The sequence below is a fragment of the Catellatospora sp. NPDC049111 genome, from assembly GCF_040648615.1.
Taxonomy (GTDB): Bacteria; Actinomycetota; Actinomycetes; order Mycobacteriales; family Micromonosporaceae; genus Catellatospora; species Catellatospora aurea.
Genome location: NZ_JBEZEB010000064.1, coordinates 20,238 through 36,582, shown reverse-complemented (window position 1 = coordinate 36,582; position 16,345 = coordinate 20,238). Strand labels below are relative to the sequence as shown.

17 protein-coding genes are annotated in these 16,345 nt (G+C 72.8%); 9 read left to right on the top strand and 8 right to left on the bottom strand.

The window, feature by feature from the left end; translation table 11 throughout:
- Positions 1-122: 122 nt before the first annotated feature.
- Entirely contained in the window at positions 123-875 is a 753-nt protein-coding gene (locus tag AB0B66_RS41675) for a hypothetical protein (protein ID WP_360540823.1), read from the bottom strand.
- A gap of 258 nt (positions 876-1,133) precedes the next feature.
- On the opposite strand from AB0B66_RS41675, the gene AB0B66_RS41670 reads away from it, so the two are divergent.
- The 3 genes from AB0B66_RS41670 (at position 1,134) to AB0B66_RS41660 (ending at position 6,096) form a co-directional block, all read left to right on the top strand.
- Positions 1,134-4,181, top strand: a complete 3,048-nt coding sequence (locus tag AB0B66_RS41670) for an EAL domain-containing protein (protein ID WP_360540821.1) — start codon at positions 1,134-1,136, stop codon at positions 4,179-4,181.
- A 138-nt stretch (positions 4,182-4,319) separates the two neighbouring features.
- Positions 4,320-5,573, top strand: coding sequence for a pyridoxal phosphate-dependent aminotransferase family protein (locus AB0B66_RS41665; RefSeq protein WP_360540819.1), 1,254 nt, complete (start codon positions 4,320-4,322; stop codon positions 5,571-5,573).
- A 28-nt stretch (positions 5,574-5,601) separates the two neighbouring features.
- Positions 5,602-6,096 carry a DUF309 domain-containing protein gene (locus AB0B66_RS41660; RefSeq protein ID WP_360540818.1) on the top strand — a complete coding sequence of 165 codons (495 nt, stop codon included), beginning with the start codon at positions 5,602-5,604 and terminating at the stop codon, positions 6,094-6,096.
- Positions 6,097-6,112: 16 nt separating this feature from the next.
- Here AB0B66_RS41660 and AB0B66_RS41655 read toward each other — a convergent pair whose 3' ends face one another.
- The 3 genes from AB0B66_RS41655 to AB0B66_RS41645 all read right to left on the bottom strand — a co-directional run bounded on the left by AB0B66_RS41655 (position 6,113) and on the right by AB0B66_RS41645 (position 7,810).
- Positions 6,113-6,571 (bottom strand): hypothetical protein, encoded by a 459-nt coding sequence (locus tag AB0B66_RS41655; protein ID WP_360540816.1) that lies wholly within the window; start codon positions 6,569-6,571, stop codon positions 6,113-6,115.
- Between the two features lie 28 nt (positions 6,572-6,599).
- Entirely contained in the window at positions 6,600-6,926 is a 327-nt protein-coding gene (locus AB0B66_RS41650; protein ID WP_360540827.1) for a hypothetical protein, read from the bottom strand.
- Between the two features lie 137 nt (positions 6,927-7,063).
- Positions 7,064-7,810 (bottom strand): hypothetical protein, encoded by a 747-nt coding sequence (locus tag AB0B66_RS41645; protein WP_360540814.1) that lies wholly within the window; start codon positions 7,808-7,810, stop codon positions 7,064-7,066.
- Positions 7,811-7,931: 121 nt separating this feature from the next.
- Here AB0B66_RS41645 and AB0B66_RS41640 point away from each other — a divergent pair, with 121 nt between their 5' ends.
- From AB0B66_RS41640 to AB0B66_RS41630, 3 genes are read left to right on the top strand one after another with little or no spacing between them, the layout of a single operon-like run.
- Positions 7,932-8,108, top strand: coding sequence for a hypothetical protein (locus tag AB0B66_RS41640; protein WP_360540812.1), 177 nt, complete (start codon positions 7,932-7,934; stop codon positions 8,106-8,108).
- Positions 8,105-8,644 (top strand): phosphoribosyltransferase family protein, encoded by a 540-nt coding sequence (locus AB0B66_RS41635; protein WP_360540810.1) that lies wholly within the window; start codon positions 8,105-8,107, stop codon positions 8,642-8,644. Before AB0B66_RS41640 ends, AB0B66_RS41635 begins: the two co-directional genes overlap by 4 nt.
- A 49-nt stretch (positions 8,645-8,693) precedes the next feature.
- Positions 8,694-9,656, top strand: a complete 963-nt coding sequence (locus AB0B66_RS41630) for a hypothetical protein (protein WP_360540808.1) — start codon at positions 8,694-8,696, stop codon at positions 9,654-9,656.
- Positions 9,657-10,170: 514 nt separating this feature from the next.
- On the opposite strand, the gene AB0B66_RS41625 is transcribed toward AB0B66_RS41630, so the two are convergent.
- The 3 genes from AB0B66_RS41625 to AB0B66_RS41615 form a co-directional block, all read right to left on the bottom strand.
- A complete protein-coding gene (locus tag AB0B66_RS41625; RefSeq protein ID WP_360540806.1) occupies positions 10,171-10,656 on the bottom strand; it encodes a GNAT family N-acetyltransferase in 486 nt (161 codons plus the stop codon).
- A gap of 103 nt (positions 10,657-10,759) precedes the next feature.
- Positions 10,760-11,503 carry a hypothetical protein gene (locus AB0B66_RS41620; RefSeq protein ID WP_360540804.1) on the bottom strand — a complete coding sequence of 248 codons (744 nt, stop codon included), beginning with the start codon at positions 11,501-11,503 and terminating at the stop codon, positions 10,760-10,762.
- Positions 11,504-11,644: 141 nt separating this feature from the next.
- On the bottom strand, positions 11,645-11,971 hold the full coding sequence (locus AB0B66_RS41615) for a hypothetical protein (protein ID WP_360540802.1): 327 nt from the start codon (positions 11,969-11,971) through the stop codon (positions 11,645-11,647).
- A gap of 123 nt (positions 11,972-12,094) precedes the next feature.
- Here AB0B66_RS41615 and AB0B66_RS41610 point away from each other — a divergent pair, with 123 nt between their 5' ends.
- The 3 genes from AB0B66_RS41610 to AB0B66_RS41600 are packed head-to-tail and all read left to right on the top strand — an operon-like array spanning position 12,095 to position 15,253.
- Positions 12,095-13,027, top strand: coding sequence for an MBL fold metallo-hydrolase (locus AB0B66_RS41610; protein WP_360540800.1), 933 nt, complete (start codon positions 12,095-12,097; stop codon positions 13,025-13,027).
- A gap of 1 nt (position 13,028) precedes the next feature.
- Positions 13,029-14,261 (top strand): MFS transporter, encoded by a 1,233-nt coding sequence (locus tag AB0B66_RS41605; protein ID WP_360540798.1) that lies wholly within the window; start codon positions 13,029-13,031, stop codon positions 14,259-14,261.
- Positions 14,262-14,320: 59 nt separating this feature from the next.
- Positions 14,321-15,253 carry an LLM class F420-dependent oxidoreductase gene (locus tag AB0B66_RS41600; protein WP_360540797.1) on the top strand — a complete coding sequence of 311 codons (933 nt, stop codon included), beginning with the start codon at positions 14,321-14,323 and terminating at the stop codon, positions 15,251-15,253.
- Positions 15,254-15,396: 143 nt separating this feature from the next.
- On the opposite strand, the gene AB0B66_RS41595 is transcribed toward AB0B66_RS41600, so the two are convergent.
- Complete coding sequence (locus tag AB0B66_RS41595) at positions 15,397-16,305, bottom strand: ADP-ribosylglycohydrolase family protein (RefSeq protein WP_360540795.1); 909 nt, start codon at positions 16,303-16,305, stop codon at positions 15,397-15,399.
- Positions 16,306-16,345: the final 40 nt, after the last annotated feature.

Genomic DNA, 16,345 nt, shown 5'->3' with positions numbered 1-16,345 from the left:
AACCTACACAGCGCTCCGCGATGTTATGGTGCCCTTCTTAACAAGCAACAGCCTCTGAGCTGCGCCAGGCCGCGCCGCCCCGGGGGGCGGCGCGGCCTGAGGCTGCGTGGTGGTGCGTTATGTCAGGCGGCGTACGGGCCCTGGCCGTACTTGGCCAGCACCAGGTTCGCGGCCAGCTTCTCCCACTTGGCGTAGTGGTCGGGGAAGGCCGAGACCTGCACCGTCTGGGCGGCGTCGGTCAGCGCCATCTTGTCGTACCCCTCGACGTTCTTCAGGCCGTTGTAGAAGGCCTTCGAGGAGTAGACCGGGTCAGTGATCTCAGCCGGGGTGCCCCAGCCGGACGACGGGCGCTGCTGGAACAGGCCCAGCGAGTCGTGGTCGTTCATGTCACCCAGGTGACCCAGGTTGCGCAGGGTCGACTCCTGGGCGGCGGTCGCGACCGCGATCACCCACGCGCGCGGCGGCAGGCCCATCTTCTGGCCGGTCTCGATGATGACCTCCGCGTTGTGCTTCTGCTCCGCGGTGGGCTGGAAAGTCTCCTGGTATTCCGCGACCGGAGCCGGCATGAGCTGCTGGCGGCTGGGCGCCTTGGCGGACTGCTGGGCCTGCTTGATGGCGGGAGCCTTGGTAGCCGGCTTCGCGGCGGGAGCCGCGGCGACGGCCTTGGCCTGCACAGCGGCGGCCTCGGTGGCGGGCGCCGCGAATGCCTGGGCGACAGCCTTGGCCTCGGGCGCGGTGGCAGCCGCGGGGTTGGCGCTGGCGGGCGAGCCGGCGATGCCGGTGAGCACTGCCATGCCGGTGGCGGCGAGTACTGCCCGGAAGGACACGCGCTTGAGTGCGGGCAGGTGCCGTGCCATCAGGTCGACGTTGACCACGAGTAGGTCCCTTCGTTGGGATTGCGTACGAGGGGTTTCAACCGAGGGGGCGTTTCCGGTGTTCCGGACTTGTACCCTTTGTGGTCCAGGTCTCGCGTTCCCGGCAGCCGGCCCCTCGGCAGCCGGGATGAACTACGCAGGTAGCCCCTGACCTGGCCATATCTCCGGCCGCCGGTGAGCTGCGAGGCGATAAGGTATACGAAAAGCTGTCATAATTACCTAATTCGGGCCGCATGTCGCCCCGCCGGAAGGAGGAGCGTGTCAGCCCGCAAAGTGATGGCCTGGTACGGCGCCTGGATGGCCGTCCTGGCGGCGCTGTTCTATGCCCTGCCCGGCTGGCACATCCTGCTCTGGAGCGCGATCGGCCTCAGCAGCGCCGGCGCCATCGGATACGGGCTGTACCGCTACCGCCCCCGCCGCTGGTCCCCCTGGTTGTGGATCATCGCCGGGCTGCTCCTGCTCTCCTCCGGTGACACGCTCTACAACGTCATGACCGACGTGCTGGGCAAGGTGAACCCGTTCCCCTCCCCGGCCGACATGCTCTACCTGGCGATGTATCCCGCCGTCACGATCGGCCTGCTCGGCCTGTCGAAGGCGGGCGCGGCCAGCCGGGACCGCACCGTGCCGCTGGACGCCCTGATCGTCACGGCCGGGCTCGGCCTGCTCTCGTGGATCTTCCTGATCAGCCCGCAGATCCTCAACCAGGACCTGACCATGAGCCAGCGCCTGGTCTCGGTGGCCTATCCGCTGGGCGACATCCTGATCCTGGCCACGGTGGGGCGGCTGATCGCCGTGGTGCCGTTCAGCCCCACGGTGGCGCTGCTGACCGTGGGCGCGGTCGGCCTGCTGGCCGCCGACGTCATGTACGGCCTGGTCCAACTGCACGGCTACTGGACCGTCGGCGGCCCGGTCGACCTGGGCTGGATCGTCTTCTACGCGTGCTGGGGCGCAGCCGCGCTGCATCCCTCGATGGCCGACCTGACCACCCCTCGCGTGGTCAGACCGCGCGAGATGCGCGCCCTGCACCAGGCGCTGCTCACCCTGTTCGTGCTCATCCCGCTCGGGGTGCTGGTGGTGGGCGTGGGACAGGGGCGGCTGAAGTACCCGATGGTCATCGTCGCGTTCGTGGTGATCACGGTCCTGCTGGCGCTGATCCGCCTGTTCGGCGTGGTCAACAGCTATCGCGGCAACACCATGCGCACCAGCGGAATCCGCGCCAGCAACGCCGCACTGATGTCCGCGACCACGGTCGAGGGCGTCACCTGGGCCCTCAAACGCACCGCGGAACGGCTGCTGCCGCCCGGCTCCGACTACCGCGTCGCGATGGTGATGAACGACGGCACGGCGCCCGAACTGTTCCACCCCGCGCCCACCACCATGGGCTCCCGACTGCGCTTCACCAAGTCGCTGCCCCCGGACATCGCGGCCCAGATGGGCGATTTCGAGATCACCATGATCTGCCCGCTCGCCCTGGAGGACCGCCCCACCGGCGACCCGCACATCGGCATGCTGCTGATCTCCTCCGACGAGAACTCGCTCAGCTACCTGCAACTGCCGATGGAGCTGGTCGCCTCGCAGGCGGCCCTGGCCATCGAGCGGATCATGCTGAGCAACGAGATCATCCGGCACAACAGCGAGCAGTACTTCCGCACCCTGGTGCACAACACCTCGGACGTGATCCTGATCGTCGAACCGGACGGCGGGCGCATCCGGTACGCCAGCCCCTCCGCCCCGTCGGTCTTCGGCACCGCGGAACTTCCCGGCAAGAACCTGTCGCAACTGGTCGACAGCCCGCACCACGCCCTGGTCGCCGACCTGTTCCGGCTGGCGGCGGCGGAGGACGACGCGGTCGACACCGCCGACTGGACCGTGCTGCGGCCCGACGGCACGGCCGTGCAGACCGAGGTCTCCTGCCGCGACCTGCGTGACGAGACGACCGTCAACGGCCTGGTGGTGACCCTGCGCGACGTCACCGACCAGCGCCGGATGGAGTCCGAGCTGACCCATCTGGCCTACCACGACTCGCTCACCGGGCTGGCCAACCGGGTGCGCTTCGCCGAGCGCATCGGCCAGGCCATCGCCCGTGCCGACGCCGACGGCAGCGTCGTCGGCGTGCTCTTCATCGACCTCGACGACTTCAAGGTGGTCAACGACACCCTCGGCCACGAGCACGGGGACCGGCTGCTGCGCGCGGTCGGCCAGCGCCTGGCCGCCGTGCTGCGCACCGACGACGTGGCGGCGCGGCTGGGCGGCGACGAGTTCGCCGCCCTGATCGAGGGCGCGCCGGACGCGGCCACCATCGACGACGTCGCCGACCGGATCGTGGAGGCGCTGGCCGAGCCGTTCACCATCGACGACCGGCTGGTCTCCGGCATCGCCAGCATCGGCATCGCCACCAGCGCCGACGCCCGCAGCGCCCCGGAACTGCTGCGGCAGGCCGACCTGGCGCTGTACGTCGCCAAGGGTGAGGGCAAGGGCCAGTGGCGGCGTTACCAACCCGACCTGCACACGGCGATCGTGGAACGGCTGGAGCTGCGCACCGAGCTGGACCGGGCCATCGCCGCCAAGGAGTTCACGGTCGAGTTCCAGCCCATCGTCGAGCTGCGCACCGGGGTCACCGCCGGATACGAGGCGCTGGTGCGCTGGAACCACCCCACCCGGGGCCGGCTGCTGCCCGGCGAGTTCATCGAGGTGGCCGAGGAGTCCGGGCAGATCGTGGGGATCGGCAACGAGGTGCTGCACCAGGCCGTGGCCGCCGCCGCGCGGTGGCAGCGCGAGGCCGGGCCGGCCGCGGTGCCGTACGTCAGCATCAACGTCTCCGCGCGCCAGTTCCGCACCCCGGGCTTCGTGGCCAGCCTGCACGAGACCCTGGCCGAGGAGGGCCTGCCGCCGCACCAGCTCATGCTGGAGATCACCGAGAGCCTGCTGCTGCGCGACGACGACGGCGTCTGGGAGGACCTCACCGAGCTGCGCACCACCGGCATCCGGGTGGCCATCGACGACTTCGGCACCGGGTACTCGTCACTGAGCTACCTGCGCCACGTGCCGCTGGACGTGGTGAAGATCGACCGGCTGTTCACCAGCACCATCGCCTCCTCGGCGCAGCAGGCCGCACTGGTCGACGGCATCGTCCGGCTGGCGCACACGCTCGGCCTGCAGGTGATCGCCGAGGGCATCGAGCGCACCGTGGAGCGCGACCTGCTCTCCCGCATCGGCTGCCGCTACGGCCAGGGCTTCCTGTTCGCCCGCCCGCTCACCGGCGAGCAGGCCATCAACCTCATCACCGAGCAGAAGGTGGCCGCATGAGCGAGCGCAGCGAGCGAATCAGCAGGCTCCCCGGTCGTGCCGCCGACGAGCGAAGCGAGGAGAAGGCATGAGCGAGCGCAGCGAGCGAATCAGCAGGCTCCCCGGTCGTGCCGCCGACGAGCGAAGCGAGGAGAAGGCATGACCAAGGCGTCGCCGCATCTGCCGGATGCGCACAAGGTGCCGTCGGTCGACCAGCTCGACCGGCTGCGCGCGGTGACCCCGATGTACGACGCGGTCATCGACGAGGTCGACGGCAGGCGCATCCGCGTGGGCGGCACCTGGCTGACCGACTTCGCGTCCTGCAACTATCTCGGCTTCGACCTCGACGAGGAGATCATCACGGCCGGTGAGCGGGCGGTGCGCCGGTGGGGCACCCATCCGGGCTGGTCACGCCTGCTGGGCAGCCCGCGGCTCTACCCGGACATCGAGCAGCGGCTCACCGACCTGCTCGGCGCGCCCGACACCCTGGTCCTGCCGACGATCACACACATCCACCTGTCGGTGCTGCCCGCGCTGGTCGGCAGCGGCGCGGTGTTCGTGGAGGCCGGGGCCCACAAGACGATCTACGACGGCGGCTCGTACGCCCGCGGGCTCGGCGCGCAACTCCACCGCTGGCACGCCGACGACCCCGACGAGCTGGTGCGGCTGCTGCGCTCGGCCGACGCTTCGCACCCCCGCGTGGTATGCCTCGACGGCGTCAACAGCATGACCGGCAACATCCCCGACCTGCCCACCCTGGCGAAGATCTGCCGCGAGTGGGGCGCGCTGCTCTACGTCGACGACGCGCACGGCTTCGGTGTCATCGGCGAACGCAGCGACGGTGCGACCACGCCGTACGGGACCCGCGGCAACGCGGTGGTGCGGCACTGCTCGGAGACGTACGACGACGTGGTGCTCGTCGGCGGGTTCTCCAAGGCGTACTCCGCGCTGCTGGCGTTCGTCGCGGTGCCGACCGCGCTGAAGGAGCGACTGAAGCTGGCCGCGCCGCCCTACCTCTACTCCGGACCGTCACCGGTGCACTCGCTGGCGGCGGTGCTGGCCGGGTTCGACGTCAACGAGACCCGCGGCGATCAGCTGCGGCACACGCTGCACCGGCTGACCGCCCGGGTGCTGGCGCACCTGCGCTCGCTGGGCGTGCACACCCCCAACCGGGACCAGACGCCGGTCATCGAGCTGCCGCTGGCCCCCGGCCAGGACCTGGCTGACGTGGCCCGCCTGCTCTGGCAGCGCGGCGTGTACGTCACGCTCGCCGCGTACCCGCTGGTGCCCCGGGGGCAGGTCGGTTTCCGGGTGCAGCTGACCTCGGCGCATACCGACGAACAGGTCGACCACCTCACCACGGTGCTGACCGAACTGGACGGCCGCGGCGCCCTGCGCCGCGCCCTGGCCTGACCACGACGGGCCGGGGCAGGATGGGGCGATGAGCGCTGGAGCGGATCGGGATCGGGATGTGGCGGGGCGGCCCCGGAACGCGCGGCCCCGGGACGAGCTGGGACGCCCGCTGCCGCACGGTGCGCCGGGGGTGCCGACCACCCCGGACGATCTGCGGCTGCCCCCCGCCGAGGCTCTCGCGCAGGCCCAGCGGCTGCTGGACGAGGGCCGCGCGTTCCACGCGCACGAGATCCTGGAGGGCGCCTGGAAAGCGGCCCCCGAACCGGAGCGGGAGCTGTGGCGCGGGCTGGCGCAGCTCGCGGTCGGCCTCACCCACGCCCGGCGGGGCAACGCCACCGGCGCCCCGCGCCTGCTGCGCCGCGCCGCCGACCGCATCGCGCCGTACGCGCCGAGCCCGCCCCATGACGTGGCCGTCACCGGCTTGGTCGGCTGGTCCCGTGCCCTGGCCACCCGCATCGAGCAGGACGGCCTGGACCGGCTGGGCCCGGACGCGCTCGTCCCGCGGCTGCGCGATCGGCCCTGACGGTCGGCTGTGCCGCTCAGCCGAGCGTGATGCCGGTGATCGGGGTGCCCGGCGGCAGTCCGCGGACCTGCTCATGGATCTGGCCGGCGATGTTCACCGCGACGGTGAAGCTCTCCACGACCACGGACTCGATGGTCACACCTCCACCGATGACCGGCGGCGGCATGAACGTGTACACCTGGTCGGGTCCGAGTTCCAGCCCGAGGTCCGCGGCCTGCGCGGCCAGCCCGCCCAGCAGGTAGCGGTCCTGCCCCTGCTCGGTGGACAGGTCGCGCTCCAGCTCGTCGGCCGAGGCCCAGACCCGGGTGAGGGCACCCTCGATGGTGTCGAGATACCAGCAGCCGTCCCGGCCGGCCAGGAACACGTCGCCGAACAGCGAGGTGAACAGCGGCTTCCTGCCGTCGAGGCCGAGCCACGACCACGCGTCGAGGGCCTGGGCGTACTGCTGCTCGCTGAACGTCTTGGTGAACCGCATCCGGGCAGTATGCACGACCGGGCGCAGGTCAGCCCGCGGCCAGCGCGAATCCGTCGCCCGCGGCCAGGCCGTCGACGCGGTCGAGGCTGGTCTGCACCGTCACCGGCAGGCTGCGGCGCACGGTGCTGCCGTCGCCGAGCTGGCCGGTGCTGTTCCTGCCCCAGGACTGCACGATGTCGTCGTCGGCGCGCGACAGGGCGTAACTGGTGTTGAACCCGGCCGCGACCGCGCGGGCCCGGGACAGCCCGGACACGGTGACGGGACGGTCGCGGACCCCGCCGAAGGAGCCGATGCCGAGCTGGCCGTCCTCGTTGCCGCCCCAGGACCGTACGGTGCCGTCCTTGCGCAGTGCCAGGTGCGGCGGGATCTAGGAGAGTTGTTGTCGCTCTGGCGACAACAACGCTCCTAGATCTACGGCGCGCTGGTCAGCGGGAGCGTGGGTGAGGGTGTGGTTGGGGAGAAGGGAAGAGATTGTCTGCGGGGAGGCGGATGTCAGAAGCCGGATACGCGGATCGACGCGACGACGGACCAGAGGGCGATGCCGAGACCTGCGGAGCAGACGGCCGACGCCGGGTAGACCGCCCAGGCGAAGGGTGTGCTGCGGCGGGCGGCCAGGACGGTCACGACGGCCAGGGCGAGCGGCACCTGGATCGCGTACGACACGACGTATGCCTGGACGAAGGGGCCGTCGATCATCGACCACGACGCGGTGGCCAGGCCGTACATGCCTTCCGCGGCCAGCAGGCCGTACGACAGGCCCGCGGCGGCCGCGGACAGCCCCGGCGAAGCGTTGCGCACGACGTGGCCGAGCAGGCCGAAGACCAGCCCCGCGCCGACGGCGAGCCCCAGCCAGAAGCCCGCCGCGCGAACCAGGCTGATCAGCCCGTACAGGTCGTACGACGAGCCGTCCTCGGTGTAGCCGCCGCTCCAGCGCCGCGACACCACCAGGATGAGCAGGTAGTACACGGCGGTGGCGACGAGCAGCAGGCCGGTCGCGACGACGGGGGCGCGGCGGGCCCGGCGGACCAGGTAGCCCGTGACTAACGCGGCCGCTCCCCAGGCGAAGCCGTTGCTGGTCAGCGTCAGCACGATGCGCCCGACGCCTTCGGGCAGCTCGTCCCCGAGGAAGGCCAGCGTGCCGAGCAACGCTCCGGCGACCGACACCCAGCGCAGGGACGGGCCGACCGCCACGGGCGGCTCGACCTCGGCAACGTTTGTCGCGGTCTCCACCATGGCCATGACCATCCCCCACTCCGGCACGGAACACCGACTGCGGTTCCACCATCGGCGAACATCATCGCCGAGGCAAGGCTTCGTCGCGGGGCGGCGGGTTCGCCGCGGGTGCAGTACCGTCGCGGCCGTGACACGGGGTGAGAGCACGGTCAACGGGATACGGCTGTCCTTTCTGGAGGAAGGGATCGCGGACGGTCCCGTGGTGGTGCTGCTGCACGGGCTGCCCAGCGAGGCGGAGACCTGGGCGCACACCATGGCGGGGCTCGCCGCCCTGCGGGCCTTCCTGAAGGACGGTCTCCGGTGACGCTCGACGAACTGGCCCGAGCGGTCGACGCCGCCTGCCGCCTGCGCGGCGAATTCCTGCTCCGCTCCGGGCGCACCGCCACCGAGTACTTCGACAAGTACCGGTTCGAGGCCGATCCCGTGCTGCTCGACGCGCTCGCCGGGCGGCTGGCCACGCTCGTCCCGGCGGGCACCGAGGTGCTGGCCGGGCTGGAGATGGGCGGCATCGCCGTGGTCACCGCGCTGGGCCGGCACACCGGGCTGCCGTGCGCCTTCGTGCGCAAGACCGCCAAGGAGTACGGCACCGCCCGGCTCGCCGAGGGCGCGGACGTGACCGGCCGCCGCGTGCTGGTCGTCGAGGACGTGGTCACCTCCGGCGGCCAGCTCGCGATCTCGACGCGGCAGTTGCGCGAGCTGGGCGCGACGGTCGAGAACGCGCTGTGCGTCATCGACCGCGAGGAGGGCGGCGCGGCCGCGCTGGCCGCCGACGGCATCACGCTGGGCGCGCTGCTGACCCGCTCCGATCTCGACCGGGCACGGGACCGCGTCGGCCGGTAGCGGCGGCTACATTCATACCCGTCTCATCCGGTGTCGCGAAGGGAACGGGATGGTCCGACTCACCCGCAGGCGCCTGGTCGTCGTGGTGGTCGCCGCGGCGCTGCTGATCGCGGGCGGCGGGTACGCCGTCCACCGGGCGGCTCGGTTCGACCTGGCCGCGACAGCCCGGCGGCTGGACGCGCTGACCATCCGGATCACCGGCTCGGCGGCTGAACTGCGCGCCAACGAGCTGCTCAGCTACCACCGGGTCGAGGGCGGCACCGCGGCCTGCATGCGCGAGCGCGGCCAGCCCTGGCGGATCCGCCCGTACGTCAGCTACTACCAGGACTTCACCGACGCCGACGTCGGTTACGGCGACGGCTGGGCGGGTGTGCTCGACTCGGTCACCCACCTCGGCCGCAGGGTCGTGCGCAACGCGATGGGCAGTGCCCGGATGCCCGACGAGACCTCGCCGGAGCAGTGGCACCTGCGGCCGGGCGACGACGTCACCGCCTGGGTGGCGGCGAGCAACGCCTGCCGGGAGCGGTACGAGCATCGCGACTACCACGACACCGATCCGCCGGCGGGAGCCTACGACCTGGTGAACCTGCCCGGACTGCTGAACCGGATCGCGGCGCACCCGACGGTGCTCGCCGCGGCGCTGCCGTACTCGCCGTGCATGGCGGCGCGGGGGCACACGGTCGGCTGGGACGGCCGGGACGACTTCCTGTTCCGCAACTGGGACCTGCGGCGCGAGGAGGCCCCGATCGACGGCCGTCCGGCCGGGCCGGCGTGGGTGCGGGCGGAGGCCGAGTTGACCGCGCTGTACCGCGACGACGCCGAGTGCCGGATGCCCGCGTACACGGCCGCGATGCGGCTGCTGTCGTGGCGGCTGGACGATTGGGAGGCCGAGCATCGCGAGCAGCTCGACCGCATCCGCGCCGACTGGGAGCGCCGCCTCGCCGAGGCCGCGCGGCTCCCCACGGAGATCACGCTGCCCCCGATCGCGCCACGGCCCTCGCCGGGCCCCTGAACCCGCAGGTCAGGCCACCGGCAGAGTCAAGAAGGGCACCTTCTACAACGCATGGCGTCGTGCCGGGCTGCTGCTCGTCTCGCTGACGCGAGCCGACGACGCCCTTCCTTTCGGCTTAGGCGACAGTGCGGCCGGCGGTCGCTCACCCCCGTTAGCGACCGCCGGCCTTTCACTGTCCGGGTGGACGCCGTCCCCCAACGGCATCTGTCCACCCATCCCCCTGTGCACTTCGCTCGGCGCCACCAACCTGAAGAACCTGTCTTCCGGCCGGGCCGGCCCGCTGGGACCCCTGGGGCCTTCATCGAGCGTCGCGCCACTGGGGATCACGCTACGTCGCCTGACCTGGGGTCGTCCAGGGCAAACTCAAGATTTTTTCACTGAAAGTAATCGCGGCTCCACTCTCCGCGTTCATCGCCCAGTGCGGATTCCGCACCCGGCCGCTGTGCGCGTGCGTGCGGTTTCCCCCGTTTCACGCCCTCTGCGCCACCGGATCGTGCCCGGCTGGGCGATTCGGCTACAGCGGCTGGTACATCACGTGCAGACCGACGCGGCCGCGCTTCGGGTGCTCGAACGCCTCCGGCACCGTGGCGAGGATCTCGAACCCGATCGCCTGCCACAGCCGCACGGCCGCCGTGTTGGTCTCCACCACCGCGTTGAACTGCATGCCGCGGTATCCCTGCGCCCGCGCCCAGTCCAGGACGTGCTCGCCGAGCGCCCGGCCCACGCCGCGGCCCCGGTGGGCCGGGTCGACCATGAAGCTGGCGGTCGCGATGTGCGCGCCCCGGCCCGGCCGGTTCGGGCCCATCTTGGCCGACCCGAGCACGGCGTCCCCATCCACGGCCACCACGGTCCGGCCCGGGGCCTGCTCCATCCACCACGGCCGGGCCTGCTCGGCGTCCATGCCCTCCGGGAAGGCGTAGGTCTCCCCCGCCGCGACGATCTCGGTGAAGAACGGGTAGATCGCGAGCCAGTCCTGGCCGCTCGCCTCTCGAATGATCACGCCGGGACCCTACCGCCTCCTCGATCATTCGACTTGCCTGGCACCTGTGCGTATCTTGAGCGCCTTTCGCCCGGTTGCCAGGCAAGTCGAGTGATCTTGGGGGTCAGATCAGGTCCGCGAGGGTCACGTCGGTGGGCGGCGTCGTGACGCGGCGGGTGACCCGGCGGGCGCGGACGTTCGCGGCGTGGGCGGCCGCGCGCAGGGACGCCGCGGCGGCGGTCGCGGCCTCGGTGGCCAGCCAGGCTTGCTTCTCGGTGTCGGCCGCCCGGCGGTAGGCGGTGCGCAGCGAGGCGCGGGCGAACTGCGACAGCATCGTCTCCTGCTCGATCGGGTGGCGGCGCGGGTCCCAGCCGGCGCGGTGGGCCAGCGCATCGCTCAGCTCCAGGGCGGACAGTTGCTGGTGCGAGCACGCCGACATGGCGGAACGGTGCAGGTGGCGCTCGCGGAAGGCGTACTCGGCGGGGGTCTGCGGGGTGCGCGGCAGCGGCAGCGCGGCGGCGGTCAGCTTGCGGCGCGCCTCGGAGTCGGCCTCGTCGTAGCGCTGCCAGGCGGTCTCCGCCACGTCCTGCGCGGCCAGCCACTCCTCCCGGCGGCGGCGGGCGGTCGCCGCGGCGCGCTCGGCGGCGACGGTCGCCTCGCGGGCCTTGCGGACCAGCGCCTGGGCGTGCGCGGCCAGCAGCGCCTGCTGCTCCAGCACCTCCGGCGCGGGCGCCACCGGCTGGGGCTCCGGCTGGCGGGTGTACAGGGTCAGCGCGCCGATGGCCACGACGGCGAGCACGGCGAGCAGCGACCAGACGAGCGCGGCGTTCGGCAGGTCACGGAGGAACAGGTCCAGGACGACGTTCATGATCGACACCTCGGGGTGGTGGAGGGGTGGACGCGACACCAGGGTTCGTCGCGAGGTGGGGGCACAGCGGTGACGGGGCGCGGCACGGCAGGCGGCCACGAAAAAGCGGTACGCCGCGAACAGGGGCGCGGCGGCGGGAGGTTACGCGGGCGGGGCGCGGCTGCCCTGCGCCCGAAGGTGCGCCGATGCCGGCAGCCGGTCGGTGTCCACGACGATGCGGGCCGTCACGGCCGGCGCGGTGGTTCCGATCTGGACCGGTGCGGCCGCCACCGGGGCGGGTGCCGCCTCGTGCCCGGCGGGCTCGGTGCTCGCGGCGGCCTGTGCGGCGTGCGGCCGCGGGGCGGCCTGCGCCGCGGACTGCCCCGCCGAGGGGGCGAGCAGCAGGCTCATCAGGGCCAGCGCGGTCAGCAGACGCGCCGAAAGGCGCGCGACCCACCGGATTGGACCGGTGAGCGCGCTGAATGTCACGAAATGAAAACTACCCCGTTCGGGCGAACGTCGCATCCGGAGTGATCGAGACCACAGGACACGGCCGCGCCGGTTCTCTGACAGACTGGCGACCGTCGCTGCCCGACGAACCCGGGGGATCACATGAGCAGCACCGCCTCACCGATCGTGGAACCCACGCCGACGCTGACCCGCCTCGCCCCGGACGTGTACGCGTACCTGCAGCCCGACGGCGGCTGGTGCGTCAGCAACGCGGGAGTGCTGCTCGGCGAGGACGCCGTGACCCTGATCGACGCGACCGCCACCGAACGCCGCGCCCGCCTGCTGGCCGAGCACATCGCCGCGCTGACCTGGGCGCCGGTGCGCACCCTGGTGGTCACTCACCGGCACGGCGACCACCACTACGGCGCGCGCACGGTCGCGCCCGACGCGGTCGTCGTCGCGCACGAGAGGGCGCGCGCCGACATCATCGGCGACGGTCTGAACCTGCCCGGCATCTGGCCCGACGTGGCGTGGGGCGAGGTCGCCCCGGCCGTGCCCACGCTCACCTACACCGACCGGCTCACCCTGCACGCCGGGGCGCTGCGGGTGGAGCTGTGGCACCCCGGTCCGGCGCACACCACCGGCGACACCCTGGTCTGGATTCCCGAACACCGCGTGCTGTTCACCGGGGACGTCACGTTCTCCGAGGTCACGCCGCTGTGCCTGATGGGCTCGATCGAGGGCTCGCTGGAAGTGCTGGGGCAGCTCGCCGCACTCGACCCCGCGGTCGTGGTCAGCGGGCACGGTCCGCTCGCCGGGCCGGAGGTGTTCGAGGCCAACGCGGCATACCTGCGCCTGGTGCAGGAGCTGGCCGCCGACGGGCTCGCGGCGGGGCTCACCCCGCTGGAGGCCGCCCGCCGCGCCGACCTGGGCCCGTTCAAGACCTGGCTGGACGCCGAGCGGCTGGTCGCCAACCTGCACCGGGCGTACGCCGAGGCGCAGGGCGCCGAACGCGGCGCCGAACTCGACAACTACGCGATCCTCGCCGACGTGGCCGCGTTCAACGGCGGACGTATCCCCACCTGCCTCGCCTGACGTGGCCGGCTGGTTCCCGCCGCCCGGTGAGCTGCGCAGCGCCGCCTACGCCACGTTCGCCAACACCGTCGGCGGCGGGCTGTGGACCGCGGGCGGCGCGCTGTACCTGACCCGGGTCGCGGGCCTGCCCGCCACCGTGGTCGGCACGGGCCTGTCCGCGGCCGCGCTGGTCGGCCTGGCCGCGAGCGTGCCCGCGGGGCGGTTCGCCGACCGCCGCGATCCGCGCTCGCTGCGCGCCGTGCTGCAGGTGCTGCAGGCGGGCGCGGCGCTGATGTTCCTGCTCGTCGACTCGGCGGCGAGCTTCCTGGCGGTCGCCGCCGTCGAGGCGCTGCTGGTCACCGGCAACCTGACGGTGCGGGCCGCGCTCGTCGGCGCGCTGGGCCGGACCGCCGGGCGGGTGCACGTCTTCGCGACGTTGCGCACGGCCGCGAACACGGGCACCGCCATCGGCGCGGGTCTGGCCGCGCTGGCCCTGGCCGCCGACAGCCCGGCCGCGTACCGGCTGCTCGTCGTCGCCGACGCGGCCACCTACCTGGTCTCGGCGGCGCTGCTGATGCGCCTGCCCCGCTACCCGGCCGCCGACCCCGCCGAGCGGCCGCGCACGTGGGAGGTCTGGCGCGACGGCCGCTACCTGGCGGTCACGGCGACGACCTCGGCGATGTACCTGCGCCGGGTGATCCTGACGCTGGTGCTGCCGCTGTGGATCGCCACTCGCGCCGACGTGCCCGCGGTCGTCGTCTCGGCCGTGCTGGTGACCTACACGGTGCTGACCGTGGTGCTGTCGGCCCGCTCCGGCCGGCGCGCGGAGCAGGCCGAGCCCGCCGCGCGGATGGTCCGGCGCGGCTCGCTGGTGCTGGCCGTCGCGATGCTCGGGTTCGCCGCCGCGACGACGCTGTCCACGGCGGCGACGGTGACCCTGCTGCTGGCGTCCACCGCGGTCTACTCGGTGGGCGAGCTGTGGCACGTCAACGGCGCGACCGGGCTGTCGTACGCACTCGCGCCCGAACACGCCGTCGGGCAGTACCAGGGCGTCACGGTGCTGCTCAACGGCCTGGCCATGGCCGCCGGTCCGGCCCTGCTCACTGCCGTGATCGTCGGCTCCGGCTCGCCCGCCGGCTGGCTGGTGCCGATCGGCCTGGTGACCGTGTGCGGGCTCGCCGTGCCGCCGCTGGCCCGCTGGGCCGGGGCCGCCCCGGCCCGGCCCGCCCCCGCGGCGGAGCCGGTCACCGGCTGACCGGGTCCGGCATCGGCAAACGCCCTCGCCACGCCGAGCCGCGCTTCTAGGCTCGGGGCGTGGAACTGCGCGTGTTCACCGAACCCCAGCAGGGCGCCACGTACGAGCAACTGCTCGCGGTGGCGCGGGCCGCCGAGGACGCCGGGTACGGCGCGTTCTTCCGGTCCGACCACTACCTGAAGATGGGCGACGTGACCGGGCTGCCGGGGCCGACCGACGCGTGGACCACGCTGGCCGGGCTCGCCCGCGACACCAGCCGGATCAGGCTCGGCACGCTGATGACCGCGGCGACGTTCCGCCTGCCGGGGCCGCTGGCGATCAGCGTGGCGCAGGTCGACGCGATGAGCGGCGGCCGGGTCGAGCTGGGCATCGGCGCGGGCTGGTACACCGAGGAGCACGAGGCGTACGGCATTCCGTTCCCGCCCGTCGGCGAGCGCTTCGACCGGCTCGGCGAGCAGTTGCACATCATCACCGGGCTGTGGTCCACCCCAGCCGGCGGCGCGTTCGACTTCCACGGCAAGCACTACACGCTGACCCGGTCACCCGCGCTGCCGAAACCGGTGCAGCGGCCGTACCCGCCGATCCTGCTCGGCGGCGGCGGCAAGCGGCGCACCCCGGTGCTGGCGGCGCGTTTCGCCGACGAGTTCAACATGCCGTTCGCGAGCGTCGAGGACACGGCAGCGCAGTTCGGGCGGGTCCGGGACGCGTGCGTGCGCACCGGCCGCGACCCGGGCGCGCTGCGCCTGTCGAACGCCCTCGTGCTGTGCTGCGGGCGTACCGACGCCGAGGTGGCCCGCCGCGCGAAGGCGATCGGCCGGGAGGTCGACGAGCTGCGCACCAACGGCCTTGCCGGGTCGCCGGCGGAGATCGTCGACAAGATCGGCCGGTACGCCGAGATCGGCGCGCAGCGTGTCTACCTCCAAGTCCTCGACCTGACCGACCTCGACCACCTGGACCTGGTCGCCTCGGCGGTGGCCCCGCAGGTCGCCTGACGCCGGGCCCGAGCGCGGTTCCGGGGCGCGAAGCACACCAAGATCGTTCGACTTGCCTGGCAGTTGGGCGAATAGGCGGTCTAGATACGCCCAACTGCCAGGCAAGTCCGGCGATCTTGGCAGCGCCGCACCCTGGCCCGGGTTCAGCCCGCCCAGTCGGGCAGCGGTTCGCGCGAGGCCAGCCACTCGGGCGGGATGCCGGCGAGTCCGGTGTACGCGGCCACGATGCCGCCGACGATCGCCGCCGTGGTGTCGACGTCCCCGCCCGCCTCGACGCAGGTGCGGATCGCGGCCGGGTAGTCGTGCAGCATCCGCGCCGCGACCCAGACCGTGAACGGCACCGTGTCCTGCGCGGTGATCGCCGCGCCGTTGCCCAGCTCGTACGCCGCCTCGGCGGCCGGCAGGTGCAGCATCCGCCGCGCCCGGCCGAGCCCCCGGTGCACCCGGCCGGGCGGTGTCAGCGCCCGCACCGCGTCCACGAACGGCCCCGGCTTGGGGCGGATGCCCGACAGCCGTCCCGCGCAGGCGTGACTCGCGGCGACGGCGACGGCGACCGCCCCGGCCACCCCCTCAGGATGGGCGTGGGTGACCACCGCCGATGCGACGGCCTGCTCGGCGGCGCGGACCGGATCGTCGGGGAAGTACGCGCCCAGCGGCGCGACCCGCATCGCGGCCCCGTTGCCGCACGAGCCCTGCCCCTCGAACGCCTCGGTGGCGGCCTGCTGCCAGGGCGCGCCACCGCGCACCCGCCGCAGGATGATGAACGCGCCCACGCCGTACCCCCGGTGGGGTTCGCAGCGCTGCGCGAACGCCTCGACGAGCCGGTCCGGGTCGATCCCGCCCGCCTCGTTCAGCATCCAGGTGATGGAGCAGGCCATCTCGGTGTCGTCGGTCCATTCCCAGACCGGCGGCGGGACGACGCCCGCCACGAGGTCGGCGACCCTGCGGCCGACCATGAAGTACTGCGCTCCCAGCGCGTCCCCGACGGACAGACCCGCCAGGCTCTCGGCGGCGTATCCGCGCCGCGTGTTCTCGTGTAGGACGAACCTCATCGTGCCGCCGATCATGTCCCACCGCGTCCACCCCGGCAAT

Excerpts from the sequence above, each read along its gene's own strand:
- AB0B66_RS41665 (WP_360540819.1), top strand. The coding sequence starts at position 4,320 with ATGACCAAGGCGTCGCCGCATCTGCCGGATGCGCACAAGGTGCCGTCG.
- AB0B66_RS41660 (WP_360540818.1), top strand. The coding sequence starts at position 5,602 with ATGAGCGCTGGAGCGGATCGGGATCGGGATGTGGCGGGGCGGCCCCGG.
- AB0B66_RS41595 (WP_360540795.1), bottom strand. The coding sequence starts at position 16,305 with ATGAGGTTCGTCCTACACGAGAACACGCGGCGCGGATACGCCGCCGAG.
- AB0B66_RS41630 (WP_360540808.1), top strand. The coding sequence starts at position 8,694 with ATGGTCCGACTCACCCGCAGGCGCCTGGTCGTCGTGGTGGTCGCCGCG.
- AB0B66_RS41610 (WP_360540800.1), top strand. The coding sequence starts at position 12,095 with ATGAGCAGCACCGCCTCACCGATCGTGGAACCCACGCCGACGCTGACC.
- AB0B66_RS41620 (WP_360540804.1), bottom strand. The coding sequence starts at position 11,503 with ATGAACGTCGTCCTGGACCTGTTCCTCCGTGACCTGCCGAACGCCGCG.
- AB0B66_RS41645 (WP_360540814.1), bottom strand. The coding sequence starts at position 7,810 with ATGGCCATGGTGGAGACCGCGACAAACGTTGCCGAGGTCGAGCCGCCC.
- AB0B66_RS41655 (WP_360540816.1), bottom strand. The coding sequence starts at position 6,571 with ATGCGGTTCACCAAGACGTTCAGCGAGCAGCAGTACGCCCAGGCCCTC.